27 protein-coding genes are annotated in these 24,411 nt (G+C 67.5%); 20 read left to right on the top strand and 7 right to left on the bottom strand.

Annotated features, from left to right (window positions below):
• Positions 1 to 88 precede the first annotated feature (88 nt).
• Complete coding sequence (locus ACTG4X_RS02585) at positions 89 to 943, bottom strand: M48 family metallopeptidase (RefSeq protein ID WP_426391104.1); 855 nt, start codon at positions 941 to 943, stop codon at positions 89 to 91.
• A gap of 60 nt (positions 944 to 1,003) precedes the next feature.
• Between ACTG4X_RS02585 and ACTG4X_RS02580 the strand changes: the two genes are divergently transcribed.
• From ACTG4X_RS02580 to ACTG4X_RS02555, 6 genes are all read left to right on the top strand, one after another.
• Complete coding sequence (locus ACTG4X_RS02580) at positions 1,004 to 2,389, top strand: AmpG family muropeptide MFS transporter (RefSeq protein ID WP_440533162.1); 1,386 nt, start codon at positions 1,004 to 1,006, stop codon at positions 2,387 to 2,389.
• A 156-nt stretch (positions 2,390 to 2,545) separates the two neighbouring features.
• On the top strand, positions 2,546 to 3,748 hold the full coding sequence (locus tag ACTG4X_RS02575; protein WP_440533161.1) for a beta-ketoacyl-[acyl-carrier-protein] synthase family protein: 1,203 nt from the start codon (positions 2,546 to 2,548) through the stop codon (positions 3,746 to 3,748).
• 5 nt (positions 3,749 to 3,753) lie between these two features.
• Positions 3,754 to 4,590, top strand: a complete 837-nt coding sequence (locus ACTG4X_RS02570) for a beta-ketoacyl synthase chain length factor (protein WP_257015058.1) — start codon at positions 3,754 to 3,756, stop codon at positions 4,588 to 4,590.
• A 118-nt stretch (positions 4,591 to 4,708) separates the two neighbouring features.
• A complete protein-coding gene (locus ACTG4X_RS02565) occupies positions 4,709 to 5,431 on the top strand; it encodes a response regulator transcription factor (RefSeq protein ID WP_093053372.1) in 723 nt (240 codons plus the stop codon).
• Between the two features lie 10 nt (positions 5,432 to 5,441).
• Positions 5,442 to 6,641 carry an ATP-binding protein gene (locus ACTG4X_RS02560; protein WP_440533160.1) on the top strand — a complete coding sequence of 400 codons (1,200 nt, stop codon included), beginning with the start codon at positions 5,442 to 5,444 and terminating at the stop codon, positions 6,639 to 6,641.
• A gap of 71 nt (positions 6,642 to 6,712) precedes the next feature.
• A complete protein-coding gene (locus tag ACTG4X_RS02555) occupies positions 6,713 to 7,969 on the top strand; it encodes an O-antigen ligase family protein (protein ID WP_440533159.1) in 1,257 nt (418 codons plus the stop codon).
• Between the two features lie 22 nt (positions 7,970 to 7,991).
• Here ACTG4X_RS02555 and ACTG4X_RS02550 read toward each other — a convergent pair whose 3' ends face one another.
• A complete protein-coding gene (locus tag ACTG4X_RS02550; RefSeq protein WP_097200622.1) occupies positions 7,992 to 8,201 on the bottom strand; it encodes a zinc-finger domain-containing protein in 210 nt (69 codons plus the stop codon).
• Between the two features lie 8 nt (positions 8,202 to 8,209).
• A complete protein-coding gene (locus tag ACTG4X_RS02545; protein WP_093053364.1) occupies positions 8,210 to 9,163 on the bottom strand; it encodes a branched-chain amino acid transaminase in 954 nt (317 codons plus the stop codon).
• A 142-nt stretch (positions 9,164 to 9,305) separates the two neighbouring features.
• On the opposite strand from ACTG4X_RS02545, the gene ACTG4X_RS02540 reads away from it, so the two are divergent.
• Positions 9,306 to 10,307: a recombination-associated protein RdgC gene (locus ACTG4X_RS02540; protein ID WP_093053361.1), complete on the top strand. Its 1,002-nt coding sequence runs from the start codon at positions 9,306 to 9,308 to the stop codon at positions 10,305 to 10,307.
• Positions 10,308 to 10,319: 12 nt separating this feature from the next.
• Here the strand turns inward: ACTG4X_RS02540 and ACTG4X_RS02535 are convergent, their stop codons facing one another.
• Both ACTG4X_RS02535 and ACTG4X_RS02530 read right to left on the bottom strand, forming a co-directional pair.
• Positions 10,320 to 11,531 (bottom strand): M20 aminoacylase family protein, encoded by a 1,212-nt coding sequence (locus ACTG4X_RS02535; RefSeq protein WP_097200623.1) that lies wholly within the window; start codon positions 11,529 to 11,531, stop codon positions 10,320 to 10,322.
• Positions 11,532 to 11,564: 33 nt separating this feature from the next.
• Positions 11,565 to 12,884, bottom strand: coding sequence for an MFS transporter (locus ACTG4X_RS02530; RefSeq protein WP_440533158.1), 1,320 nt, complete (start codon positions 12,882 to 12,884; stop codon positions 11,565 to 11,567).
• Between the two features lie 191 nt (positions 12,885 to 13,075).
• Between ACTG4X_RS02530 and ACTG4X_RS02525 the strand changes: the two genes are divergently transcribed.
• The gene (locus ACTG4X_RS02525) at positions 13,076 to 14,020 is read left to right on the top strand and encodes a LysR family transcriptional regulator (RefSeq protein WP_097197377.1); all 945 of its coding nucleotides are present in this window, start codon (positions 13,076 to 13,078) and stop codon (positions 14,018 to 14,020) included.
• Here ACTG4X_RS02525 and ACTG4X_RS02520 read toward each other — a convergent pair whose 3' ends face one another.
• Positions 14,021 to 14,458, bottom strand: a complete 438-nt coding sequence (locus ACTG4X_RS02520; protein WP_093053349.1) for a glycerate kinase — start codon at positions 14,456 to 14,458, stop codon at positions 14,021 to 14,023. It lies immediately after the preceding gene.
• A gap of 151 nt (positions 14,459 to 14,609) precedes the next feature.
• Between ACTG4X_RS02520 and ACTG4X_RS02515 the strand changes: the two genes are divergently transcribed.
• Positions 14,610 to 14,864: a hypothetical protein gene (locus tag ACTG4X_RS02515; protein WP_097197378.1), complete on the top strand. Its 255-nt coding sequence runs from the start codon at positions 14,610 to 14,612 to the stop codon at positions 14,862 to 14,864.
• A gap of 50 nt (positions 14,865 to 14,914) precedes the next feature.
• Here the strand turns inward: ACTG4X_RS02515 and radA are convergent, their stop codons facing one another.
• The gene (radA, locus tag ACTG4X_RS02510) at positions 14,915 to 16,306 is read right to left on the bottom strand and encodes a DNA repair protein RadA (RefSeq protein ID WP_440533157.1); all 1,392 of its coding nucleotides are present in this window, start codon (positions 16,304 to 16,306) and stop codon (positions 14,915 to 14,917) included.
• Positions 16,307 to 16,405: 99 nt separating this feature from the next.
• Here radA and hpaR point away from each other — a divergent pair, with 99 nt between their 5' ends.
• From hpaR to ACTG4X_RS02455, 11 genes are read left to right on the top strand one after another with little or no spacing between them, the layout of a single operon-like run.
• Positions 16,406 to 16,843 carry a homoprotocatechuate degradation operon regulator HpaR gene (gene hpaR, locus ACTG4X_RS02505; RefSeq protein ID WP_093053341.1) on the top strand — a complete coding sequence of 146 codons (438 nt, stop codon included), beginning with the start codon at positions 16,406 to 16,408 and terminating at the stop codon, positions 16,841 to 16,843.
• Positions 16,840 to 17,466, top strand: a complete 627-nt coding sequence (locus ACTG4X_RS02500) for a fumarylacetoacetate hydrolase family protein (protein ID WP_097197380.1) — start codon at positions 16,840 to 16,842, stop codon at positions 17,464 to 17,466. The genes hpaR and ACTG4X_RS02500 overlap by 4 nt, the downstream gene beginning before the upstream one ends.
• Positions 17,463 to 18,236: a fumarylacetoacetate hydrolase family protein gene (locus ACTG4X_RS02495; protein ID WP_097197381.1), complete on the top strand. Its 774-nt coding sequence runs from the start codon at positions 17,463 to 17,465 to the stop codon at positions 18,234 to 18,236. The genes ACTG4X_RS02500 and ACTG4X_RS02495 overlap by 4 nt, the downstream gene beginning before the upstream one ends.
• Positions 18,233 to 19,696 carry a 5-carboxymethyl-2-hydroxymuconate semialdehyde dehydrogenase gene (gene hpaE / locus ACTG4X_RS02490; protein ID WP_097197382.1) on the top strand — a complete coding sequence of 488 codons (1,464 nt, stop codon included), beginning with the start codon at positions 18,233 to 18,235 and terminating at the stop codon, positions 19,694 to 19,696. Before ACTG4X_RS02495 ends, hpaE begins: the two co-directional genes overlap by 4 nt.
• A complete protein-coding gene (locus ACTG4X_RS02485; RefSeq protein ID WP_097197383.1) occupies positions 19,693 to 20,667 on the top strand; it encodes a tripartite tricarboxylate transporter substrate binding protein in 975 nt (324 codons plus the stop codon). The genes hpaE and ACTG4X_RS02485 overlap by 4 nt, the downstream gene beginning before the upstream one ends.
• Before the next feature lie 3 nt (positions 20,668 to 20,670).
• Positions 20,671 to 21,006, top strand: coding sequence for an aromatic ring-opening dioxygenase subunit LigA (locus tag ACTG4X_RS02480; RefSeq protein WP_097197384.1), 336 nt, complete (start codon positions 20,671 to 20,673; stop codon positions 21,004 to 21,006).
• A complete protein-coding gene (locus ACTG4X_RS02475) occupies positions 21,003 to 21,830 on the top strand; it encodes an extradiol ring-cleavage dioxygenase (protein WP_097197385.1) in 828 nt (275 codons plus the stop codon). The genes ACTG4X_RS02480 and ACTG4X_RS02475 overlap by 4 nt, the downstream gene beginning before the upstream one ends.
• A 13-nt stretch (positions 21,831 to 21,843) precedes the next feature.
• On the top strand, positions 21,844 to 22,251 hold the full coding sequence (locus tag ACTG4X_RS02470; protein WP_097197386.1) for a 5-carboxymethyl-2-hydroxymuconate Delta-isomerase: 408 nt from the start codon (positions 21,844 to 21,846) through the stop codon (positions 22,249 to 22,251).
• A 13-nt stretch (positions 22,252 to 22,264) separates the two neighbouring features.
• Positions 22,265 to 23,068 carry a 2-oxo-hept-4-ene-1,7-dioate hydratase gene (gene hpaH, locus ACTG4X_RS02465; protein WP_097197387.1) on the top strand — a complete coding sequence of 268 codons (804 nt, stop codon included), beginning with the start codon at positions 22,265 to 22,267 and terminating at the stop codon, positions 23,066 to 23,068.
• A gap of 15 nt (positions 23,069 to 23,083) precedes the next feature.
• Complete coding sequence (hpaI, locus tag ACTG4X_RS02460; RefSeq protein WP_097197388.1) at positions 23,084 to 23,905, top strand: 4-hydroxy-2-oxoheptanedioate aldolase; 822 nt, start codon at positions 23,084 to 23,086, stop codon at positions 23,903 to 23,905.
• A 25-nt stretch (positions 23,906 to 23,930) separates the two neighbouring features.
• On the top strand, positions 23,931 to 24,401 hold the full coding sequence (locus ACTG4X_RS02455) for a nuclear transport factor 2 family protein (RefSeq protein ID WP_093175579.1): 471 nt from the start codon (positions 23,931 to 23,933) through the stop codon (positions 24,399 to 24,401).
• Positions 24,402 to 24,411: the final 10 nt, after the last annotated feature.

Here is a 24,411-nt window from a genome sequence, read left to right as displayed (position 1 = left end):
TTGGGGTGAGGGCAGGTGCAGACGATGAGGCGCGGCTCTTATCTGGAGGCCGCCGCCCTCTCCCCAAGGGAAAAGAGCGTCATGCAGGTCAGCTCTTCTTCGCGTCGCGGTAGAGCTGCTCGACCTTCGGCAGGTTCGCCTCGAGCTTCGTGATGCGATCCGGCCCACTCGGGTGCGTCGAAAGAAAGTTCAGGCTGCCCTGGTTCTTCGACGCCGCGGCCATCTTCTTCCACAGCGACACCGAAGCCTTCGGGTCATAGCCCGCGCGCGCCGCGAGTTCGAGCCCCACGAGATCGGCCTCGGTCTCGTCGCTGCGGCTGAACTTGAGCGTGAGGAGCTGCGTGCCGGCGCGCGCCGCCAGGTCGCCCACCTGGCCCCAGCCGAGCAGTTGCGCACCGATGGAGAGCGCCGCGCCCGTGCCCGCGCTCTTGGCCATGCGGGCGCGCGCATGCTCGCGCAGCGCGTGGGCCATTTCGTGGCCCATGACCATCGCGACCTCGTCGTCGGTGAGCTTGAGCTGTTCGAGGATGCCGGTGAAGAAGGCGATCTTGCCGCCGGGCATGCAGAAGGCGTTGATCTGCTTGCTGCCGATCAGGTTGACCTCCCACTTCCAGTCGCGGGCGCGCGAGTTCCACGGCGTGGCGAAAGGAATGAGGCGCTTGGCAATGGCGCGCAGGCGCTGCAGTTGCGGGTTGCTGTCGCCCGCGAGCGCATTCTTGGCGCGCGCCTGTTCGAGCAGTTGGCCGTATTGCTGCACGCCGGCAGCCTCGATCCTGTCGGCCGGCACGAGGTTGCGCGCCACCGAGGCGTTGCCGACATCGACCTGCGCCAGCGCCGGCGCACTGAGGGCCGCGCCGGCGGCGGCCAGAAGAAAGGCCCGCCGGGGATTCCACGTGGAAGCGGCAGAGATGGCGGAAACAGGGCGATCGCAGCGTGTGCACATAGGAGGCGGATCATAGGAACAAATGAAGACAAAGGCCCTGGCCGATGTCCCCCGCCACTCATGGACAATCCGGGGTTCATGTCCGCCTCGCCCGCAGAAAACCCCACCGCCCCCTCACCGCCCTGGCGCGACGCGCTGAAGGTCTACCTGGAACCCGCCACCCTGCGCATGCTGGCGCTGGGTTTCTCCGCCGGGCTGCCGCTGCTGCTGGTGCTCGGCACGCTGAGTTTCCGACTGCGCGAAGCGGGCATCGACCGCACCACCATCGGCTACCTGAGCTGGGTCGGCCTGGCCTACGGCTTCAAGTGGGTCTGGGCGCCGCTGGTCGACCGGCTGCCGCTGCCGCCGCTGACCACCCTGCTCGGGCGCCGACGCGGCTGGCTGCTGCTGGCGCAGTGCGTGGTGATCGCCGGGCTGATCGGCATGGCGTTGAACGACCCGCGGCTGGGCCTCACGCCGCTGATCTGGTGCGCGCTGCTGGTGGCCTTCGGCTCGGCCACGCAGGACATCGCGCTCGACGCCTTCCGCATCGAATCGGCCGAAACGCGCAAGCAGGCCGCGCTGGCGGCCGCCTACCAGACCGGCTACCGGCTCGCGATGATCTGGGCCGGCGCGGGCGTCCTGTGGGTCGCGGCCTGGGCCGAGGTGGCACCGGCGGCCGCGGTCACGGGCGCGGCGGCGTACCAGAACGGGGCGTGGAAGACGGCCTACCTGGTGATGGCGGCCTCGATGGCGGTGGGCGTGATCACGGTGCTGCTGTCGCCCGAACCGGTGCCGCGCGTGCTGCCCAAGGCGAAGAATGCCGCCGAATGGCTGCAGAGCGTGCTGGTAGAGCCCTTCGCCGACTTCATCCGCCGCTACAAGTGGCAGGCGGTGCTGATCCTCTCGCTGATCGCCATCTACCGCATCAGCGACGTGGTGATGGGCATCATGGCCAACCCCTTCTACGTGGACATGGGCTTCACCAAGGACGAGGTGGCCTCGGTCAGCAAGATCTACGGCGTGATCATGACGCTGGTGGGTGCCTTCGTCGGCGGCGTGCTGTCGATGCGCCTGGGCGTGATGCGGGTGCTGATGCTGGGCGCGGTGCTGAGCGCGGCCAGCAACCTGCTGTTTGCCTGGCTGGCCTCGCGCGGGCACGACCTGACGGCGCTGATCGCCGTGGTCTCGGCCGACAACCTGGCCGGCGGCATCGCCTCGGCGGCCTTCATCGCCTACCTGTCGAGCCTCACGAACATCAGTTATTCGGCCACGCAGTACGCCCTGTTCAGCTCGCTGATGCTGCTGCTGCCGAAGTTCATCGCCGGCTATTCGGGCGTCTTCGTCGACGCCTATGGCTACAGCACCTTCTTCGTTGCCACCGCGCTCTTGGGCGTGCCGGTGCTGGTGCTGGTGGCGCTGGCCTCGCGGATGACGGCCATCACAAGGCCCGCCGACCGTCAATAGGGCCTGGGCCCTATAGGAAACAGCCGACGCTGCGCGCGCCGCGCAACTGGTAGGCTGTGCCGGTATACATTCGTTTCTTTCATTCTCCTTTCCCCCTCGCGCCCTCTTCCTGCGCGCCCATCGTCCGCGAGCCTGCCAGCAAGCCCCTACAAGATCGTGCCGTCCCGAATTTCTCCTCTCCAAATCAGCGCCTACACGGCGACCTCCGCCGTCGGTGTCGGCAAGGACGTGCTGGCCGACGCGCTCGCCCACTCACGCAGCGGGCTGCGCGCCAATGACTTCGGCGACGCGCCGCTGCCCACCTGGATCGGCCGCGTCAACGGCCTCGAGGAGATCCGCCTGCCCGAATCGCTCGCCCATTGGGACTGCCGCAACAACCGGCTCGCCTGGCTGGGCCTGCATGCCGACGGCTTCATCGAGGCCGTGGCCGCCGCGCGCGAGAAGTACGGGGCCTCACGCATCGCGCTGATCCTGGGCACCTCGACCGCCAGCATCGGCGAGACCGAGCTGGCCTACACCCAGCTCGACGAACAGGGCATGTTCCCAGTGAACCAGCGCCGCGCCGCAGTGCACACGCCGCACTCGCTGGCCATGTTCACGCAGCAGGTGCTGGGCATCAGCGGCCCGAGCGAGACCATTTCCACCGCCTGCTCGTCGAGCGCCAAGGTGTTCGCCTCGGCCGAGCGGCTGATCCGCCTGGGCCTGGCCGACGCGGCCGTGGTCGGTGGGGCCGACACGCTGTGCGGCAGCGTGCTGTTCGGCTTCAACTCGCTCGAACTGGTGTCGAGCGAGCCGTGCCGGCCCTTCGACGCCACCCGCAAGGGCATCAGCCTCGGCGAGGCCGCGGGCTTCGCGTTGGTCGAGCGCGTGCAGACCGGCGCCGATGCCGCGCCGCTGCACCTGCTGGGCTACGGCGAGGCCAGCGACGCGCACCACATGTCGACGCCGCACCCCGAGGGCCTGGGCGCCGAACGCGCACTCGACGAGGCGCTGGCGCGCGCCGGCCTCGCGCCCGAGGCCATCGACTACATCAACATGCACGGCACCGCGAGCCAGAAGAACGACGAGGTCGAGGGCGCGCTGGTGGCGCGCCGCTTCCCGGCGCGCACGCACGCCAGCTCGACCAAGGGCTTCATGGGCCACACGCTGGGCGCGGCGGGCATCGTCGAGGCCGTCATCAGCCTGCTGGCCATCGAGCGCGGCGTGATGCCGGGCACCGTCAACACCCATACGCTGGACGAAGGCTTCGGCCCGCAGATCAGGCTCGAACCGGCGCGCGGCGAGGTGCGCTATGCGCTGACCAATTCATTCGGCTTCGGCGGCAACAACTGCTCGCTGGTGTTCGGCAAGGCGGCATGAGCGACATGAACCAAGCCCCCACGCCCCCCACCCTCTACATCGAAGGCCCCGCCTTCTGGACGCCCACGCTGCCCGGCTGGGAGGCCGCGCGCGCCGCTTTCCGCGGCGAAGGCACGCTGGCCGACCCGCCTGCCAAGCGCCCGTCGCCACAGGTGCTGGCACCGGCCGAACGCCGCCGCGCGCCCGACACCGTGGCGCTGGCGCTCGAAGTGGCGGCCGCCGCCCTGGCCGGCTCGGGCCGCAACGCTGCCGACGTGCCCTGCGTGTTCACGTCGGCGCACGGCGACCTGTCGATCAACGACTACATGTGCAGCACGCTCGCAGGCGACCCGAAGATGCTGTCGCCCACCAAGTTCCACAACTCGGTGCACAACGCGGCCGTGGGCTACTGGACCATCGGCACCGGCTGCATGGCGGCCAGCAACGCCGTGTCTGCCTACGAGCACAGCTTTGCCTCGGGCCTGCTCGAAGCTGCGGTGCAATGCGCCTGCGACCAGGAGCCGGTGCTGCTGGTGGGCTACGACGCGCCCACGGTGGGTGCGCTGACCTCCGTCACCGACAGCCGCGGCCTGCTGGCGCTGGCGCTGGTGATCGCCAGCGAACCGACCGAACGGACCGTGGCGGCGCTCGACTGGTCGCTGGCCGGCAGCGAGAACAACGCCACGCCGCCGCGCTCCGAGGCCGCGAAGTCGCTCGCCGAAATCAACCCCATGGCGCAGGCGCTGCCGCTGTTCGAATCGCTGGCGCACATCGACAATGGCAACGGTTCGGCCCCCATCGACCTGCTGCTGTCTCCCACGCTGTCGCTGCGGCTGCAGCTGAGGCCGCACAGCCGGGGCTGAGTACCGTGCCCCCTGCCCCCGGCGCTATGCTTTTCGCAGCATCGCCGGTTGACAGGGATATTCGAGGTTTACCCAACTTTACGGAGCGTTCAAGCCTGCTTGCTCCCTGTGGACGACCATGAAGCGCATGAGCACCCCCCAACTCCTGATGATCGAAGACGACGCCCGCCTGGCGCAGATGGTGGGCGAATACCTGACGCAGTCGGGCTTCGCGTTCAACCATGCCGGCGACGGCGCCGCCGGGCTCGAGCAACTGCAGCAGCACGCGCCCGACCTGGTGATCCTCGACCTGATGCTGCCCGACACCGACGGGCTCGAAGTCTGCCGCCGCATCCGCGCGCTGCCCGGGCCGCTGTCGAAGGTGTCGGTGCTGATGCTGACGGCCAAGGGCGACCCGATGGACCGCATCATCGGCCTCGAAATCGGCGCCGACGACTACCTGCCCAAGCCCTTCGAGCCGCGCGAGCTGCTGGCGCGCATCCGCGCCGTGCTGCGCCGCCGCAGCGAGAACGCCACCGAGGCCGAAGCGTCCACGGTGATGCGCTTCGGCACGCTGGAAATCGACCGCAACGCGCGCACCGTGTCGGTGGCCGGCGCGCTGGCCGACCTGACCTCCTACCAGTTCGACCTGCTGGTGGCGATGGCCGAGCGCGCGGGCCGCGTGCTCACGCGCGACCAGATCATGGAGGCCGTGCGCGGCCGCGAACTCGAAGCCTTCGACCGCTCCATCGACGTGCACATGGGCCGCATCCGCGCGGCGATAGAAGTCGACGCGAAGAACCCCAAGCGCATCCTCACGGTGCGCGGCGTGGGCTACGTATTCGCGAAACAGCAAGACTGAGCGGCTGTCGATGCTGCGCAGCCTCTACTCACGCCACCTCTACGTCCGCATCTGGCTCGCGGTGGTGGGCGGCGTCGTCATCCTCACGCTGATGGCCAACTGGATCGTGCGCGAAGCGGCGGAGGCCGAGCGCGAGCGCCTGGCACCAGTGCCGCGCAACGTGGTCGTGCTGGACGCACAGGACAAACCGATCGGCGCGGGCACCGCCTTGCGCGTACCGGGCCAGGGCCTGGAGTTCGACGTGACGCTCAGCGACGGCAAGGCCATCACGCTGCGCGTGGCGCCGCGCGAGCGACCCACCGGCTCCGGCGGCTTCGCGCCGTGGCGCACGCCCTTCGGGCTGGGCTGGATGATCGCGCTGGTGGGCGTGGCGGTGGCATTGGGCGTGTACCCGATCGTGCGGCGCATCACGCAGCGACTGGAATCGCTGCAGCGCGGCGTGCAGCGATGGGGCGAGGGCGATCTCTCGGTGCGGGTTACCGAAGAAGGGCAGGACGAAGTGGCTGATCTCTCCAAACGATTCAACGCGTCGGCAGAACGCATCGAGCAACTGGTGCGCTCGCACAAATCGCTGCTGGCCAACGCCTCGCACGAGCTGCGTTCGCCGCTCACACGCATCCGCATGGGCCTGGAACTGATGGGCGAGCGCCCGAGCCCGGCCGCTCGCGAGGAAATTTCGCGCAACATCGGCGAACTCGACCAGCTCATCGACGAAATCCTGCTGGCCAGCCGGCTCGACGCCAGCGAGGCAGACATGGGCACCATCGAGGCCGTGGACCTGACCGGCCTGGCGGCCGAAGAGTGCTCGCAGGTGAATGCCGAGCTCGACCTGGCCGAAGGCACCGACAACGCCACGCTCACCGTGCCGGGCGTGTCGCGCCTGCTGCGCCGTGCGATCCGCAACCTGCTGGAAAACGCCCGCCGATACGGCGCTGGCGAAATCGCGGTGGAACTGGGCAGCGCCAACGGCTACGCCACCGTGCGCGTCAACGACCGCGGCCCCGGCGTGCCCACGGCCCTGCGCGAACGCATCTTCGAGCCCTTCTACCGCCTGCCGGGCGCCAGCGAGCGCAACGGCGGCGTGGGCCTGGGGCTGGCGCTGGTGAAGTCGATCGCCGAACGGCACGGCGGCACGGTGCGCTGCGAAGACCGCCCGGGCGGTGGGGCGAGCTTTGTGATCCGCCTGCCTGCAGCCGTGCGCGGACACTGAGCGCGCCACCCTCGCCCGCACGGGGCCGTGGTCAGGTTGGCTCCCAGATGCCAACCTAAAATCCCGCCCCTATGCAGAGATCGCACATCGTTCGGCCCGCGGCCATGTTCTGGGGGCTGGTGGTGTTCATGCCGGTCGGCGTCACCTACCTTTCGGCCATCTTGCTGCTGCTCACCATGCTGGTGGCCGGCGGCTTGCGCGAGCGCTACGCGCGGCTGCGCGCCAACCCGCTGTGGTGGCCGGTGGTGGCCTACCTGGCCTGGACCTTCCTCGTGCTGGCCTTCGGGCGGCACTACCCCGAAACCGGCTCCAACCTGTTCCACGGGGTGCGCATCGGCCTCACGATATTGATGGCGATGGCGCTCACGCGCGAAGAAGCGATATGGGCGCTGCGCGGCTTCCTGCTGGTCGCGGCGCTGAATATCCTGCTGATCGTGGCCTACTACGCCGTCGGCTTTCCGATCTGGTCGCCGCTGCGCGCGGTGGTCATGGAGGTGGGCAACAAGTCGATCAGCAACGCGCTGCTGTTCAGCGTGGTGGCGTCCACCGCCGCCGTGTGGGGCATTGCACAGATCGCCGCGCACACGCCGCTGCGTGCCATTCCGGCCTTCGTGCTGCTGCTCGGGCTGGGCGTGGTGGTGGCGCTGCCGCTGACTTCGCGCACCTCGGTGCTCGCGCTGCTGCTGGTGATTCCGGTGGTGTGCATCCACCAGTGGCGCAACCACCTGAAGATGCTGGTGAGCGCGCTGGTGCTGGGGGCCGTGGTGCTGGGTGCCGGGCTGTACCAGTTGCCGCAGCTCCAGCACAAGGTCGAGACCGGCGTGCAGGAAATCGAAGAGGCGCAGGCCGGCGCCATCTTCAAGGGCAGCTGGGTGATCCGCTACTACATGTACAAGGACACGGGCCTCATGATTGCCGACCGGCCGCTCACCGGCTGGGGCATCGGCGGCTGGACCGAGCAGTGGCACAAGCGCGGCCCGGCGCTGTTCGCCGACTCGAACATGCCGCACAACGACTTCCTGTGGGTCGGCGCGCAGGGCGGGCTGCCGGCCTTGCTGAGCCTGCTGGTCATCATGGTCGCCGCCGTCTGGCAGGCGTGGAAACGGCCCGACATGGCGGGCCGTTATGCGCTGGCAGCTACGCTGATCGCGCTGATTGCGTCGAGCGTGAATTCGGCCATGCGCGACGCGCAGATCGGCCTGGCACTGCTGTTCATCGCGATGGTCTACCTGCGGCTGGCGCAGGAGAAGCAAGACCCGGATCCGTGGCGCGACCTGCTGCCGTCGCGTTGGCGCAAGAAAGAAACCGCCCCCCAGGCTGCTGCCTGAAGGGCGGTTGCGTCGGCTCGGCTCAGTGCCGCGTCGACACCGTCTCGCCGGCCTTCAGCCGGTACACCGTGCCGCAATACGGGCACTTGGCCTCGCCGGTGCGCGCCACGTCGAGGTACACCTTCGGGTGGCTGTTCCAGAGCTTCATGTCGGCCTTGGGGCTGGGGCAGAAAACGCCGCCCTGATGGTTGAGCTCCTTGGCCAGGAGTTCGACGACTGCATTGGTGGACATGGGTTTTCTCAGACTTTCGTGAGCCAGTGGGCGTACTTGGGGTTCTTGCCGTTCACGATGTCGAAGAAGGCAGACTGGATTTTCTCGGTGATCGGGCCACGGGCGCCGCCGTCGCCGCGGTTGCCGATCTCGACGCGGTCGAGTTCGCGGATGGGCGTCACTTCAGCAGCGGTGCCGGTGAAGAAGGCCTCGTCGGCGATGTAGACCTCGTCGCGCGTGATGCGCTTTTGCACCAGTTCCAGGCCCAGGTCCTTGCACACGTGCAGGATGGTGTTGCGCGTGATGCCGTTGAGCGCGCCGGCCGACAGGTCAGGCGTGTACACCACGCCGCCCTTGACCACGAAGATGTTCTCGCCCGCGCCTTCCGACACGAAGCCGCTCGCGTCGAGCAGCAGTGCCTCGTCGTAGCCGTCGTCCAGCGCTTCCATGTTGGCCAGGATCGAGTTGGTGTAGTTGCTCACCGTCTTGGCCTGCGTCATCGTGATGTTGACGTGGTGGCGGGTGTAGCTGGAGGTTTTCACGCGAATGCCGCGCTTCATGCCCTCTTCGCCCAGGTAGGCGCCCCAGGACCAGGCCGCGACCATGGCGTGGATCTTGTTGCCCTTGGGGCTCACGCCGAGCTTTTCGGAGCCGATCCAGATCAGCGGGCGCAGGTAGCAGCTTTCGAGCTTGTTCTCGCGCACCACCTGTTTCTGGGCCTCGTTGAGCTGTTCGGGCGTGAACGGGATCTTCATGCGCAGGATCTTGGCGCTGTTGAACAGGCGCTCGGTGTGCTCTGCCAGGCGGAAGATCGACGTGCCGCCGTCCGCCGTCTTGTAGGCGCGCACGCCCTCGAAGGCGCCGCAACCGTAGTGCAGCGTGTGGCTCAGCACGTGGATCTTGGCGTCGCGCCAGTCCACGAGTTCGCCGTCCATCCAGATCTTGCCGTCACGGTCGTCCAGCGAGGGGGGGATCGAGCTCATTTCCTGATTCCTTTGTTTGGGAAGCGGTGTGGGGGTGGGGTGCGACGGGGGGAAGTCGCAAAAGCTTTCGATTTTACGGCCGGGGCCGGAACGGGGTGCCCGACAATGGCCGGTTGTGCAAACCAGTGGAAAAAGGGTTTCCGTGTCCGTATTCAAGAACGTCATCGTCTATCGCATCGAACCTGCCTGGTCCCAAACACTGGCCGAAGCGGAAGAAGGGCTCGGCAAGCAGCGCTTCGAGCCTTGCGGCCCCTCGCAGGAAAAGTCCGCCGGCTGGGTCGAGCCCCGCGGCGAAGCCAACGGCCCGTTGGTCGAATCCATCGACGGCCAGTGGCTGGTCGAATACATGATCGAGAGCAAGACCGTGCCCGGCTCCGTGGTGCGCCGCAAGCTCGACGAGCGCTGCGCGCAGATCGAAGCCACCACCGGCCGCAAGCCCGGCAAGAAGGAAAAGAAGGAGCTCAAGGAAGACATCACCCTGGAGCTGCTGCCCATGGCCTTCACGCGCAGTGCACGCGTGGCGGTGTGGATCGACAAGGCCGAGAACCGCCTCGTGATCAACAGCGGCAACGCCGCACGCGCCGACGAAGTGGTCACCAGCCTCGTGAAGTCGCTCGACGGCTTTGCCGTGGCCCTCATCAACACGCAGATCGAGCCCGCAGCCGCCATGGCCAACTGGCTGCTGACGCAGGAGCCGCCGGCCGGCTTCACCATCGACCGCGAGTGCGAGCTCAAGGCCTCCGACGACTCCAAGGCCGTGGTGCGCTACGCCAAGCACCCGCTGGACATCGACGAGGTGAAGCAGCACATCACCGACGGCAAGCGCCCGACGCGGCTCGCGCTGACGTGGGACGACCGCGTGTCCTTCGAGCTGACGCACGGCATGCTGATCCGCAAGATCACCTTCCTCGAAGGCACGGGCGACGGCGCCGCGGGCGGCAAGAAGGAAGATAACTTCGACGCAGACGTGGCAATTGCCACGGGCGAACTGGGCCAGCTGGTGCCGGCGCTGCTGGATGCACTGGGTGGCGAGGCGGCGTTCTCGGCGGCATTGCCCGACGAAGCGCAGAAGCCCGCTGTGGCAGCCGCACCCACGACGACCGTGCCTGCCGATGCGCCCGAGGAAGAAGACGCGCCGTTCTAAGGCCGCTATGGCTCAGGCGACCAGGTAGGTCTGCGCCAGCCGCACCCAGCATGCGGCTCCAAGCGGCAGCACCTGGTCGTTGAAGTCATACCCGGGGTTGTGCACCATGCAGCCCCCGAACTCGCCCTCCCCGTTGCCGAGCAGCAGATAGCAGCCCGGCAACGCATCGAGCATCCACGCGAAGTCCTCGCTGCCCGCGAAACCCCGGGGCACTTTCGTGATGACGTTCTCCTCGCCCACCAGCTCGGTGCAGACCTGCGCCATCAGCTGCGTCTCGGCCGCGGTGTTGACCACCGGCGGCACCAGCTCGCGGTAGTCGATCTCGGCCTCCACGCCGTGCGCCTGCGCGGTGAGGCTCACGATCTCGCGGATGCGCTGCTCGACCAGCGCGCGCGTCTCGGGCAGTGCCGCGCGCACGTTCAGGCCCAGCGACACCGACTGCGGAATCACGTTGTGCGTGGCGCCGCCGCGAATGAAGCCGACCGACACCACCGCCGTGTCGTCAGGCGCCACGTTGCGCGCCACCACGGTCTGCAGCGCCGTCACCACCGCCGCAGCTGCCGCGACGGGATCGCGCGCGCGGTGCGGCATGGCACCGTGTCCACCCACGCCCTTGATCGTGACGTCGGCCACGTCGGACGACAGCGTGACCGGGCCTTCGACCGCCAGCACGGTGCCCACCGGCACGCCCGGCGCGTTGTGCAGCGCGTACACCGCATCGCAGGGGAAGCGCTCGAACAGGCCGTCCGCGATCATCGCGCGCGCGCCGCAGAGGTTTTCTTCATCAGGCTGGAAGATCAGGTTCAACGTGCCGTCGAAGTTGCGCGCCGTCGCCAGCGCCTTGGCCGCGGCCAGCAGAATCGCCGTGTGGCCGTCGTGCCCGCAGGCATGCATGCGGCCCGGGTTTCGGCTCGCATACGGCAGGCCGGTGGCCTCGATGATGGGCAGCGCGTCCATGTCGGCGCGGATGCCGAGGCGGCGCGTGCCGCTGCCGAGCTTGAGCTGCGCCACGATGCCGGTCTTGCCGATGCCGGTGTGCACCTCGTAGCCCCAGCTGCGCAGCAGGTTGGCAACGAGTTCGCTGGTCGCGCTCACCTCGAAGCCGAGCTCCGGGTTGGCGTGGATCTGGCGGCGGATGTCGACGAAGGCCTTCGTGTCGACGTCGGCCTGGGGGAGCAGGCGCGACAGGAGCTTCGTGGTCTGGGGGCTGAGTTCGCGGGTCATGTGAAAGGGTTCGCTCTCGGTGAAGTTCTTCGATCAATCGGCCTTGCGTTCGCGCAGGCTCAGCAGCGCACACAGGCTCAGCACGCCGCAGACCATCATGTAGAAGGCCGGCGACATCGGGTTGTCCGTCTTCGCGAGCAGCCAGGTGACGATGAACTGCGAGGAGCCGCCGAACACCGTCACACCTACGCTGTAGATCACCGAGATGCCGCTGGCGCGCACGCCGGCAGGCAGCATCTCGAGCAGCATCAGGAACATCGGCGTGGTGCCGATGTTCACGCTCGCGGTCAGCAGTGCCGACAACGCCAGCACCAGCGGCACGCTCGGGTAGTGGCTGATGATCCAGAACACCGGGTAGACGGCGACAACGCTGAACAGCAGCGAGCCGATCACCAGCGGCTTGCGGTTCGGCAGCCTGTCGGCCAATCGCCCCGCCACCAGCGACACCACGAACAGCGTGATGCCCGTGACGCAGCCCGACAGCAGCGACAGCGACGGCGGCATGTGCAGCACGCGGATCATGTAGGTGGGCATGAAGAACACCACGAGGTACATCGTCGCCGTGCCCGCCGTGGTGGCGAGGATGCCCTTGAGCACCGTGCCGCCGTGGTTGCGCAGCAGCCGGCCGACGGGGCTGGATTCATGGCTCTCGGCGGTGTGCGTTTCCTCGAGGTGCGCGCGAATGTAGAGCCCCACCGGCGCGATCAGCAGGCCGAGCAGGAACGGCAGGCGCCAGCCCCAGCTTTCGAGCGACGCCTGCGGCAATGCGGCGTACAGCGCGGCGCCCGTGAGCGCGCCCAGCAGCGCAGACACGCCCTGGCTCGCAAGCTGCCAGCTCACGCGGAAGCCCCGTCCCTTGATGCCTCCGGCCTCCATCAGCATCGAGGTGGCCGCACCCACCTCGCCGCCCAGCGAAAAGCCCTGCAGCAGCCGGCCCGCGACGATCATCAGCGAGCCGAACACGCCGGCCGACGCATAGCTGGGCGCGAACGCGATGCACAGCGTGCCGAGCACCATGAGGCCGATGGTCAGCGTCATCGCGGCCTTGCGGCCCTTGCGGTCGGCGTAGTTGCCGATGATCACGCCGCCCAGCGGCCGCATCACGAAGCCGATGCCGAAGGTGGCCACGGCCAGCAGCAGCGAGCCGTACGGGCTGTCGGAGGGGAAGAACAGCTTGCCGATCAGCAGCGCGAAGAAGCTGTAGACGGTGAAGTCGTACATCTCCAGCGCATTGCCCAGCGAGCAGGCGGCGATCAGGCGGAACTGGCTCTGCCTTCCCTTGCCTTGCACGGCGGTAGCGGCGGCTGGTGAAGGGCCCCGGATCGGGCTTGCGGGCAATGCGGCTTCGCTCATCTAATGTCACTCCACGAACAGGTTGCGGGGGGCCGGATCGGCCTCTGGCGGCGGAGTATTCAGGCAAAGCGCTGCGGCAAAGAATCACATATTTTCATGCTGATAACCAAACGGCATCCCCGTCATAAACAGGCACCGGAAGCCATCGGGACAACCCTCAGGACGCCTTTTTTCGGGAGATCGGCACCACGATGAAGCTGCAACAGTTGCGCGTTCTGCTGGCGGTGGCACAGCACGGCAGCATCCATGAGGCGTCGCGCAGCCTGCACACCACGCAGCCCGCGCTGTCGAAGACCATTTCGGAACTGGAGCGCGAACTCGGCGTGACGCTGATGTCGCGTTCCACGCGCGGCGTGAGTCTCACCCCCTACGGCGTGGCGCTGGTCAAGCGCGCGAGCCTTGTCGAGCAGGAACTGCGGCATGCGCTCGAAGACATCGAAGCGATCCGCGGGCACGACGAGGCGCAGCTCAACATCGGCTTTACCGCGGTGGCATCGAGCGGGCCGCTGCCCGATGCGATGGCTTCGTTCCGCCAGCGCTTTCCCAATGTGGCGATGCGCGGCTTCGAGCTGCGGCCGCAGCAGATCTTCGAAGGCCTGCGCGAGGGGCGGCTCGACCTGGGACTGGTTTCCACCTGCAACGGGCCGGGCACCAGCGCCCTCCAGTGGGAGCCGCTTTTCTCAGTGGCGATGCATTTGTCGGTGCGTGCCGGCCATCCGCTGCGGCGCGTGCGCAAGCTGCAGCCGCTGCTCGACGCCGACTGGCTGGTGCTCGACCCCGTCGACGACGCCGGCAGCCCGCTGGTGAGCACGATGCGCCTGCACGGCCTGGAGATGCCCAGGCGCATGGTGCACAGCGCCTCGAACCTGCTGGGCCTGCAGCTGGCCACGCAGACCGACCTGATCAGCATGTGGTCGGATTTCGTCTTCCACGGCGCGGGGCCGCTGCGGCTGCAGCCCGGCCTGCTGGAAAAGCTGTCGATCACCGATGCGCTGCCGGACTTCGACGTGTTCCTGGTCTACCGCTCGGCCGACCTCATGACGCACGTGTGCACCGAATTCGTGAAGGAGGCGCGCCACCATGCGAAAGCGAATCCGCCTTGGCGGCAGCCAAGGCGCAAGGCGGGCGCGGGCTGATCAGGCCGCGGGGGTCTGCGTGCTGTCGTCTTCGGGCGCCGTTTCGGGCCGCGTCATCGTCCAGCTCTGCAGCTTGCCGCCGTTGAACACGGTATCGACATACGAGCCGCCGCCATCGGTCCAGCGGTAGTGCTCGGGCTGCTCGTCCTTGGGCGAGCGCAGCTCGCCGAGGGCGCGCGTCATCGCGATCACGTGCATCAGCGTCACGCCCGGCTTGAGCTTGGCATTGAGCATCACCGCGCTGGCCACATAGCCCACCGGCCGTTCGGCCGCGCGCTTGAGCACCTGCATCGCGCGGTTGAAGTGCAGCAGCAAGAACATCACGATCGCGCCGCCGGCCAGGGCAACACCGCCCCAACCGCCGCTGCGCCAGGCCAGCCCCAGGAGAAGGATGGCGCCCACGGGCACCAGAAGTTTCTTGAAATCCATGGCGCGCATTGTCGCCGCCCCGGGGCAGGCGCCGAAGTAGCGGCCCTGACTACCCCTGGGCGCGCTGGACGGTACTCACCCCGAAAAGCGCATGGCACGCGAGCCCCACGCGGCACATTTTGCTTCACGGGCACAGCAAGCCCGGGCCACCGAAAAGCGTATGACCATCCCGCGTTCCGTCACCTTCGTTCGTCTCACCCTCGTCGGCACGGCGATCAGCGGCATGGACGGGCGCGAACAGTTTCAGGGAGAGGCAACCCGGGTCGCAGGCTCGCAAGGCACCGGCATGGCGAACGCCACCGGCAGCCGCGGCGGCGACCCGGGATGCCAGTACACGATGAACCCGGCCACGTTGGGCAGCGGCCAATGCGTACCCAGCAGCGGACCGGCGTTCACGACACACATCGGGGGATAGGGAGGGTAGCCCGGCGCGTCACAGGCGCGCCGGGCATTTTTTCCCGATGGTCAATCGAGGCGGCGGACCACGTCCATCGCCTCTTCGATGCGTTCGACGGCGTGGATCGTCAAACCTTCGATCTCTTTCGTGCCCTTGCGCGGCGCATTCGCCTTGGGTACCACGGCCACGCTGAAACCGAGCTTGGCCGCTTCGCGCAAACGCTCCTGCCCGCGCGGCGCGGGTCGCACCTCGCCGGCCAGCCCCACTTCGCCGAAAGCGATGAAGCCCTTGGGCAGCGGCTTGCCGCGCAGGCTCGACGTAATGGCGAGCATCACGGCCAGGTCGGCCGCAGGTTCGCTGATGCGCACGCCGCCCACCGCATTGACGAACACGTCCTGGTCCATGCAGGCCACGCTCGCGTGGCGGTGCAACACGGCCAGCAGCATGGCGAGGCGGTCGCGGTCCAGGCCCACCGACAGGCGGCGCGGGCTGGGCCCGCCGTTGTCGACCAGCGCCTGGATCTCCACCAGCATCGGCCGTGTGCCTTCGAGCGTGACCAGCACCACGCTGCCGGGCACCGGCTCGGGGTGCTGGCTCAGGAAGATCGCGCTCGGATTGGTCACGCCCTTCAGGCCGCGCTCGGTCATGGCGAACACGCCGATCTCGTTGACCGCACCGAAGCGGTTCTTGATGGCGCGCACGAGGCGAAAGCTCGAATGCGTGTCGCCTTCGAAGTACAGCACCGTGTCGACCATGTGCTCGAGAACACGCGGGCCGGCAAGCGCGCCCTCCTTCGTCACATGCCCCACCAGCACTACGGCCGTGCCGCTGGTCTTGGCAAAGCGCGTGAGGTGCGCCGCGCATTCGCGCACCTGCGCCACCGAGCCGGGGGCCGAGGTGAGCTGGTCTGAATAAACCGTCTGGATCGAGTCGATCACCGCGATGGCCGGGCGCGTGGCGTCGAGCGTGGCGATGATTTTTTCAAGCTGGATCTCGGCCAGCACCTGCACCTGCGAGTTATCGAGGCCGAGCCGCCTGGAGCGCAGCGCCACCTGCGAGCCGCTTTCCTCGCCCGTCACGTACAGCGCGTTCTGCCCCGCGCGCTGCAACGCATCGACCGCCTGCAGCAGCAGCGTCGATTTGCCGATGCCCGGGTCGCCGCCGATCAGCGTGACGCCGCCCGAGACGATGCCGCCGCCCAGCACCCGGTCGAGCTCGTCGATGCCGGTGGGGGTACGCGCGATGTCGGTCGCCTCGATTTCGGAAAGGGTCGCGAGCTCCGACGCGCCCGCGAGTGACGCGAACTGCGTGCCGAAACGGTTGTTTGCTGGCCCGTTGCCCGCGCCCGCGACCTGCTCGATGAGTGTGTTCCAGGCGCCGCAGCTCGGGCATTTGCCGAGCCACTTGGGGCTGGTGCCGCCGCATTCGCTGCAGACGAAAGTTGTTTTGTCCTTGGCCATCCTTTGAGTTTAGGTGTCCGCACAAACCCTGATGCCCGGTGCCTTGGAAAGAAACGGCCAATCATTTAACATGTTAAGTAATTTCGGAAGAGACAAGCCTTGAGCACGACATTCACGCACCGCAATTTGCCGCGCCTGCTGCTGCAGGCCCGCGAAGCCGTGATGGCCCACACCCGGCCCAGCCTGCGCGAACACGCGCTGTCCGACCAGCAATGGCGCGTGCTGCGCGTGCTGGGCGAGCACGGCGCGGTCGACACCGGCCGGGTCGCGCGAGAGGCCTTCATCCTCGGCCCCAGCCTTACCGGCGTGCTCGCGCGCATGGAACGCGACAACCTCATCACCCGCGCCCGCGATCCGGCCGACCAGCGCCGCACCGTGGTCGAGGCCACGCCACACGGCATGAAGCTCGTGAAGCGGCTGTCGACCAGCATCGAGTCGCACTACGAGTGGATGGAGAAGTCGCTCGGCAAGGCCAAGCTCACGCAGCTCTACGGGCTGCTCGACGAACTGATCGCACTGGAGCAACCCTCGCCATGAGCCATTTCCTGCCCACAGGCACGGTGTACGGCACCTTGCTGAACTTCCGCGCCGAAGTGGATGCGCTCGCGCCGCAGATGACGCAGCCGCCCTACAAGGCGCCGCCGAAGGCACCCGTGCTCTACGTGAAGACGGCCAACACCTGGAGCCCGCACGGCAGCGACATCGCCGTGCCGGCTGCGGTGCCCGAGGTGGAAATCGGCGCGAGCATCGGCATGGTGATCGGCGCAGAGGGCGACGTCGAAGGCTTCGTGCTGATGAACGACCTGTCGATACCGCATGCGAGCTTCTTCCGGCCGCCGGTGAAGTTCAAGTGCGTCGACGGCTTCCTGGGCATCGGCCCCGTGCTGCGCGACGCGCAAGAGGTTGCCGACCCGGCGAGCTTCCGCGTCGAAGTGCGCATCAACGGCGATCTGAAGCAGTCCATCGACTTCTCGCAGCTAGTACGGCCAGCACAACAACTACTCGCCGACGTCGGCGACTTCATGACGCTCGCTCACGGCGACGTGCTGATGCTCGGCTGCGGTCACGGCCGCCCGCTGGCCCGCGCCGGCGACCGCATCGACATCTCCGCGCCGGGGTTCGAGACACTGAGCAACACGCTGGTGAAGGAAGCCGCATGAAGCACGCACGCGTCATCTTCGAAGGCCGCGAGCACACGGGCACGAGCCACGAATTCAACGGCCAGCAAGACGCTGCCGTGCGCCTGGACGACGGCCGCATCGTGCCGCAGGACCAGCTCACCTGGCTGCCCCCGCTCGCGCCGACTGCACGCCCCCGCACCATCCTCGCGCTCGGCCTCAACTACGCCGACCACGCGAAGGAACTCGAATTCAAGGCCCCCGAAGAACCGCTGGTGTTCGTCAAGGGCCAGAGCACGCTCATCGGCCACCGCCAGCACACGCACCGACCGGCCGGCGTGAAGTTCATGCACTACGAATGCGAGCTCGCCATCGTCGTCGGCAAGACCGCGAAGAACGTGAAGCGCGACGACGCCTACGACTTCATCGGCGGCTACACGGTAGCCAACGACTATGCCATCCGCGACTACCTCGAGAACTGGTATCGCCCCAACCTGCGCGTGAAGAACCGCGACACCTGCACGCCGCTGGGCCCGTGGTTCGTCGACGCCGCTGACGTGCCCGACCCCATGGCGCTCGCGCTGCGCACCTCTGTCAACGGTACCGTCACGCAGCAAGGCAGCACGCGCGACATGATCTTCGACGCGCCCTTCCTCATCGAGTACTTCAGCCGCTTCATGACGCTGTCGCCGGGTGACCTGATCCTCACCGGCACGCCTGACGGCGTGGTCGATTGCCAGCCGGGCGACGTCGTCGTCACCGAGATCGAGCGCATCGGCGCGCTTCAGAACACCATTCAAGGAAAAGCATGAGAGTCGATCACCTGATCGCCGGCAAGCGCGTGGCCGGCACGGACTACTTCGAAACCGTCAACCCCGCCACGCAAGAAGTGCTGGCCGAGGTCGCCTCGGGCGGCGAAGCCGAAGTGAACGCGGCCGTGGCCGCCGCGAAGGAAGCCTTTCCGAAGTGGGCCGGCATGCCCGCGCCCGAGCGCGCGAAGCTGATCCGCAAGCTCGGCGACCTGATCGCCAAGCACGTGCCCGAGATCGCGCAGACCGAGACCAACGACTGCGGCCAGGTGATCGCGCAGACCGGCAAGCAGCTCATTCCACGCGCGGCCGACAACTTCTATTACTTCGCCGAGATGTGCACGCGCGTGGACGGCCACACCTACCCCACGCCCACGCACCTGAACTACACGCTGTTCCATCCGGTGGGCGTGTGCGCGCTCATCAGCCCGTGGAACGTGCCCTTCATGACGGCCACGTGGAAGGTCGCGCCCTGCCTGGCCTTCGGCAACACGGCCGTGCTGAAGATGAGCGAGCTCTCGCCGCTGACGGCCGCGCGCCTGGGCGAGCTGGCGCTCGAAGCTGGCATTCCGCCCGGCGTGCTGAACCTGGTGCACGGCTATGGCAAGGAAGCGGGCGAACCGCTGGTGGCGCACCCCGACGTGCGTGCCATTTCGTTCACCGGCTCCACCGCCACGGGCAACCGCATCGTGAAGAGCGCGGGCCTGAAGAAGTTCAGCATGGAACTGGGCGGCAAGAGCCCCTTCGTGATCTTCGAGGACGCCGACCTCGACCGCGCGCTCGACGCGGCCGTGTTCATGATCTTCAGCAACAACGGCGAACGCTGCACGGCCGGCTCGCGCATCCTGGTGCAGCAGTCGATCTACGCCGACTTCGCGGCGAAGTTCGCCGAGCGCGCCAAGCGCATCACCGTGGGCGACCCGCTCGACGAGAAGACCATCGTCGGCCCGATGATCTCGCAGGCCCACCTGGCCAAGGTGCGCAGCTACATCGAGCTGGGCCCGAAGGAAGGCGCGACGCTGCTGTGCGGCGGGCTCGATGCGCCGTCGAACCTGCCCGATCGGGTGAAGAAGGGCAACTACGTGGTGCCCACCGTGTTCGCCGACGTCGACAACCGCATGAAGATCGCGCAGGACGAAATCTTCGGCCCGGTGGCCTGCCTGATTCCGTTCAAGGACGAGGCAGATGCGATCCGCCTGGCCAACGACATCCAGTACGGCCTGAGCAGCTACGTGTGGACGGAGAACATCGGCAAGGCACACCGCGTGGCCGCCGCCGTGGAAGCCGGCATGTGCTTCGTCAACAGCCAGAACGTGCGAGACCTGCGCCAGCCCTTTGGCGGCACCAAGGCCTCGGGCACGGGACGTGAAGGCGGCACCTGGAGCTACGAGGTGTTCTGCGAGCCGAAGAACGTGGCGGTGTCGCTGGGCTCGCATCACATTCCGCACTGGGGCGTGGCGTGAGCACACGCCGCCGCACGCTGCTGCAAGGCGCGGCCGTATTCGCGGCCCTGCCCTTGCTGGCGCGTGCGCAGGGCACATGGCCCAACAAGCCGATCCGCGTGATCGTGCCCTTCACGCCCGGCGGCACCACCGACTTCGTGGCGCGCCTCGTCGGCGTCGAGCTGTCGAAGGCGCTGGGCCAACCCGTCATCGTCGACAACAAGCCCGGCGCAGGCACGGTGATCGGCGTCGACGCTGCCGCCAAGGCCGCGCCCGATGGCTACACCTTCGTCTGCGTGGCCAACAGCTTCACGGCCAACCAGACGCTGATCCGCAAGCTGCCCTACGACACGCAGAAAGACCTGCGCCCCGTCGCTCTCATGGGCATGTCGGAACACGTGCTCGCCACGCATCCGGCCAGCGACCTGAAGACGCTCGCCGACTTGCGCAACGCAGCCAAGGCGAAGCCCGGCACGCTGAGCTTTGCCTCCTTCGGCAACGGCACCTCGGCCCATCTGTCGGGCGAAATGCTCAAGCTGCAGATGGGCCTGGACATCGTGCACGTGCCCTACAAGGGCCAGGGCCCGGCGCTGACCGACCTGCTCGGCGGACAGGTGACGATGATGTTCGGCAACTGGCCCGAGTTCCGCAGCCACATCCAGAACGGCAAGCTCGTCGCGCTGGGCATGGCGACAGCGCAGCGCTCGCAGTACGCACCGGCCATACCCACACTGGCGGAACAGGGTGTGCCCATCGAGTCCAATTCGTGGAACGGCGTGCTGGCGCCCGCCGGCACGCCCGACGCCGTGGTGCAGCGCATGAACGCCGAAGTGAACCGCGCGCTGACGGGGCCGGTGGTAACGGAGGCCTTCCACAAGGGAGGCATCGCGTCGCTGTCGGGCACGCCGGAGCGCTTTGCGGCTTTCATACAGAGCGAGATTGCGAAGTACGGCGACGTGATCCGCAAGGCCAACATCCAGGTGGAGGGCTGAACGATGAGCCTCTATGCGATGCAGAAATTCCTGTTCGCGCTGAATCGCGAGCAGGAAGTGCAGCGGCGCTATGCCGAAGGTGGCGAGACGCGCGCTACGCTGCTGGGCGCCTATGACTTCACCGATGAAGAGCGCGAGGCCATCGACGCCGGCGACATCGGCAAGCTCTACGTGCTCGGCTGCAATGGCCAGCTGCTGATGCACTTCGCACCGCTGCTCGGCATCCCGTGGGCCGACTACCTCGAAGCCATGCGCGAAGGCGTGCGCAAGTACGGCCCCGTACGTGCCGGCATCTACGCCATGACGACAGGTACAGACGAAAAGGTGGCAGGCGTATGAGCCTCGTATTCGCAGGCGTGTGCAGCCACGCCCCCGGCATCACCGGCCGCGCGCATCTCGCCGACCCAGCGGTGAAGGACGAGTTCCACGCGCAGTTCCACCGCTTCGGCGAGGCGATGCGCGCAACGAAGCCCGACGCGGTGATCGTGATCGCCGCCGAGCACTTCGCGAACTTCTTCATGAACAACATGCCGGCCTATGCGATCGGCATGGCCGAAAGCTACGAAGGCCCGATCGAAGACCCGAAGTGGCTGGGCATCGAGAAGCAGAGGATTCCCGGCGACGCAGCGCTGTCGCAGCGCCTGATCCGCGAGGTGATGCAGACGGTGGACGTGGCCTACGCGGAAGAATGGAAGTTCGACCACGGCATCATGGTGCCGCTGAACTTCCTCACGCCGGAGTTCGACACCAAGATCATCCCCGTCAACATCAACTGCCAAGGCCCGCCGCTCACGCCGCTGCACCGCGCCTGGGCTTTCGGCGAGGCGCTGCGCCGCGCCTGCGACAAGGCACCCGAACGCATCGCACTGGTGGGCACTGGCGGTATCTCGCACTGGCCCGCCACGCCCGATTCGGGCAAGGTCAATGCCGCGTGGGACGCCGAGTTCATGAAGCGCTGGTGCACCAACGACCGCGAGGGCCTGCTCTCGCAGGACGACTACGGCGACGAGGCCACCTACCGCGAAGCGGGCCAGGGCGGCTTCGAGATCCGCACCTTCATCAGCGTGGCCGCGGCCGCGCGCGGCAAGGGCGAGATCCTTCACATGAAGGCCATCCCGATCTTCGCCGTGACGTGTACGGCCGCGACGATGTCGGTGGAATGAACGGAGAGTACCCATGCCCCATCTCGTGATCCTCTACACGCCGAACATCGAAGCCGAGACTGACATGTCGGCGCTGTGCCGCACGCTGGCCGACACCATGCTGAAGCAGCGCGACGAGGCCGACAAGCCGGTGTTCCCCATCGGCGGCACGCGCGTGCTGGCCTACCCTGCCGCGCACTACGCGGTGGCCGACGGCAAGGCCGACTACGCCTTTGTCTACCTCAACATCCGCATGGCCGCGGGGCGCTCGGAGGCGGTGAAGAAGAAAGCCGGCGACGAACTTCTGGCCGACGTGCGCGCGCATTTCGCGCCGATCTTCGAGAAGCGCCACATCGGCATCACGCTGCAGATCGACGAAAGCCCGGGGCAGGTGTACGACGGCAAGCACAGCAACCTGCATCCCCTGTTCAACAAGACCTGAACGAAGCCAGTCCATGCTCTCCCAAGCCACCATCGCCCAACTGGCCGCCGAGCTGCACGAAAGCGAGAAGTCGCGCGTGCAGGTCGAGCACTTCTCCAAGCGCTTTCCAGAGATGACCATCGAGGACGGCTACGCCATCTCGCGCGAATGGGTGAGGAACAAGATCGCCGAAGGGCGCGTCGCGCGCGGCCACAAGATCGGCCTCACCTCGCGCGCCATGCAGCAGTCCAGCCAGATCGACGAGCCCGACTACGGCACGCTGCTCGACGACATGTTCTTCGAGCAGGGCGGCGACATCCCGTTCAGGCGCTTCATCGCGCCGCGCATCGAGGTGGAACTGGCCTTCATCCTCGGCAAGAAGCTGCAGGGGCCAAACGTGACCATCTTCGACGTGCTGGCCGCCACCGACTACGTGGTGCCCGCCATCGAGATCATCGACGCGCGCATCGAGCAGTTCGACCGCCACACCAAGGCGCCGCGCAAGGTGTTCGACACCATCTCCGACAACGCGGCCAACGCCGGCATCGTGATGGGCGGCCGGCCAGTGAAGCCCGATGCAGTGGACCTGCGCTGGGTGAGCGCGCTGCTCTACAAGAACGGCGTGATCGAGGAATCGGGCGTGGCCGCGGCCGTGCTCAACCATCCGGCCACCGGCGTGGCTTGGCTCGCGAACAAGCTGGCGCCGTGGGAAGAATGCCTGGAGGCCGGCGAAGTGGTGCTGGCCGGCTCGTTCACGCGGCCCACCACTGCCGTGCCGGGCGACACCTTCCACGCCGACTACGGCCCGCTCGGCGCCATCTCGTTCCGCCTTGTCTGAAAGAAGAAAGACGCCATGCAAACACCCATCAATACCTTCAAGCAGGCCCTTCAAGCGGGCAAGCCCCAGATCGGCCTCTGGGTCGGACTGGCCGACGGCTACGTGGCCGAGATCCTGGCCGGCACCGGCTACGACTGGCTGCTGGTCGACGGCGAGCACGCGCCCAACGACGTGCGCTCGGTGCTCGCCCAACTGCAGGGCATCTCCAGCGCGTGGTCTGCGCAGGCCGAGTCGGAACGCTCGCACCCCATCGTGCGCATTCCGGTCGGCGACACCACGCTGATCAAGCAGTACCTCGACATCGGCGCGCAGACGCTGCTGGTGCCGATGGTCGACACGGCCGAGCAGGCCGCGCGGCTGGTGCAGGGCATGCGCTACCCGCCCGAAGGCATCCGCGGCATGGGCAGCGCGCTGGCGCGTGCCTCGCGCTGGCAGGCCTACCCGAACTACCTGCACGAAGCCAACGCGCAGACCTGCCTGCTGGTGCAGGCCGAAACGGTGGAGGCGATGAAGAACCTCGACGCCATCGCGGCCACGCCGGGCGTGGACGGCGTGTTCATCGGGCCGGCCGACCTGTCGGCCTCGATGGGCTTCGTGGGCCAGCCCAACCACCCCGAGGTGCAGGCCGTGATCGCCGATGCCATCGCACGCATCCGCAAGGCCGGCAAGGCGCCGGGCATCCTGTCGACCAGCGAAGAGCAGGCGCGCAAATGGCTCGCGGCCGGCGCGCTGTTCGTGGCGGTGGGCGTGGACACCATCGTGCTGGCGGCGGCGGCAAAGCAGCTGCTCGCAAAGTACAAGGCCGCACCGGGCGTGGCCTCGCCCAACGGCTACTGATTTCCTTCACACCGGAGCACCCTTGATGCAACGCATGACTTTGGCGGCCATGGCCGCGACAGCCACCCTGTTCCTCGCCGCCTGTGCACCCATGGGCGCCGGCAAGCAAGGCCCCACCGCCCAGCAGGAAGCCAACCGCCAGACCGTGCTCGCCTTCTACGAGAAGGGCCTGAACCAGAAGGATGCCGATGCGGCCCTGCAATACGTGGGCAACCGCTACGTGCAGCACAACCCCACGGCGGCCGACGGCCCCGAGGGCTTTCGCAAGTTCATCGGGTTCCTGCGCGAGAAGTTCCCGAACTCGAAGAGCGAGATCAAGCGCAGCTTCGTCGACGGCGACTACGTGATCCTGCATGTGAACGCGGTACGCGAGCCCGGCACGCGCGGGAGCGCCATCGTCGACATCTTCAAGCTGGAGAACGGAAAGATCGTCGAGCACTGGGACGTGGTGCAGCCCGTGCCCGAGACCGCCGCGAACAAGAACGGCATGTTCTGACCCGTCCGCA

The organism is Variovorax sp. YR566 (assembly GCF_051992195.1).
In the GTDB taxonomy this organism is placed as follows: domain Bacteria; phylum Pseudomonadota; class Gammaproteobacteria; order Burkholderiales; family Burkholderiaceae_C; genus Variovorax.
The sequence above is the reverse complement of the archived record's forward strand: the minus strand, read 5'-3'. Positions and strand labels throughout refer to the sequence as shown.

Coding starts and splice junctions, on each gene's coding strand:
- ACTG4X_RS02560 (WP_440533160.1), top strand. CDS start 5,442: ATGCTGCGCAGCCTCTACTCACGCCACCTCTACGTCCGCATCTGGCTC.
- ACTG4X_RS02455 (WP_093175579.1), top strand. CDS start 23,931: ATGCAACGCATGACTTTGGCGGCCATGGCCGCGACAGCCACCCTGTTC.
- ACTG4X_RS02525 (WP_097197377.1), top strand. CDS start 13,076: ATGAAGCTGCAACAGTTGCGCGTTCTGCTGGCGGTGGCACAGCACGGC.
- ACTG4X_RS02550 (WP_097200622.1), bottom strand. CDS start 8,201: ATGTCCACCAATGCAGTCGTCGAACTCCTGGCCAAGGAGCTCAACCAT.
- hpaI (WP_097197388.1), top strand. CDS start 23,084: ATGCAAACACCCATCAATACCTTCAAGCAGGCCCTTCAAGCGGGCAAG.
- ACTG4X_RS02480 (WP_097197384.1), top strand. CDS start 20,671: ATGAGCCTCTATGCGATGCAGAAATTCCTGTTCGCGCTGAATCGCGAG.
- ACTG4X_RS02470 (WP_097197386.1), top strand. CDS start 21,844: ATGCCCCATCTCGTGATCCTCTACACGCCGAACATCGAAGCCGAGACT.
- ACTG4X_RS02555 (WP_440533159.1), top strand. CDS start 6,713: ATGCAGAGATCGCACATCGTTCGGCCCGCGGCCATGTTCTGGGGGCTG.
- ACTG4X_RS02545 (WP_093053364.1), bottom strand. CDS start 9,163: ATGAGCTCGATCCCCCCCTCGCTGGACGACCGTGACGGCAAGATCTGG.
- ACTG4X_RS02585 (WP_426391104.1), bottom strand. CDS start 943: ATGTGCACACGCTGCGATCGCCCTGTTTCCGCCATCTCTGCCGCTTCC.
- ACTG4X_RS02570 (WP_257015058.1), top strand. CDS start 3,754: ATGAACCAAGCCCCCACGCCCCCCACCCTCTACATCGAAGGCCCCGCC.
- hpaE (WP_097197382.1), top strand. CDS start 18,233: ATGAGAGTCGATCACCTGATCGCCGGCAAGCGCGTGGCCGGCACGGAC.
- ACTG4X_RS02580 (WP_440533162.1), top strand. CDS start 1,004: ATGGACAATCCGGGGTTCATGTCCGCCTCGCCCGCAGAAAACCCCACC.
- ACTG4X_RS02495 (WP_097197381.1), top strand. CDS start 17,463: ATGAAGCACGCACGCGTCATCTTCGAAGGCCGCGAGCACACGGGCACG.
- ACTG4X_RS02500 (WP_097197380.1), top strand. CDS start 16,840: ATGAGCCATTTCCTGCCCACAGGCACGGTGTACGGCACCTTGCTGAAC.
- ACTG4X_RS02475 (WP_097197385.1), top strand. CDS start 21,003: ATGAGCCTCGTATTCGCAGGCGTGTGCAGCCACGCCCCCGGCATCACC.
- ACTG4X_RS02515 (WP_097197378.1), top strand. CDS start 14,610: ATGACCATCCCGCGTTCCGTCACCTTCGTTCGTCTCACCCTCGTCGGC.
- radA (WP_440533157.1), bottom strand. CDS start 16,306: ATGGCCAAGGACAAAACAACTTTCGTCTGCAGCGAATGCGGCGGCACC.
- ACTG4X_RS02535 (WP_097200623.1), bottom strand. CDS start 11,531: ATGACCCGCGAACTCAGCCCCCAGACCACGAAGCTCCTGTCGCGCCTG.
- ACTG4X_RS02520 (WP_093053349.1), bottom strand. CDS start 14,458: ATGCGCGCCATGGATTTCAAGAAACTTCTGGTGCCCGTGGGCGCCATC.
- hpaH (WP_097197387.1), top strand. CDS start 22,265: ATGCTCTCCCAAGCCACCATCGCCCAACTGGCCGCCGAGCTGCACGAA.
- ACTG4X_RS02530 (WP_440533158.1), bottom strand. CDS start 12,884: ATGAGCGAAGCCGCATTGCCCGCAAGCCCGATCCGGGGCCCTTCACCA.
- ACTG4X_RS02565 (WP_093053372.1), top strand. CDS start 4,709: ATGAAGCGCATGAGCACCCCCCAACTCCTGATGATCGAAGACGACGCC.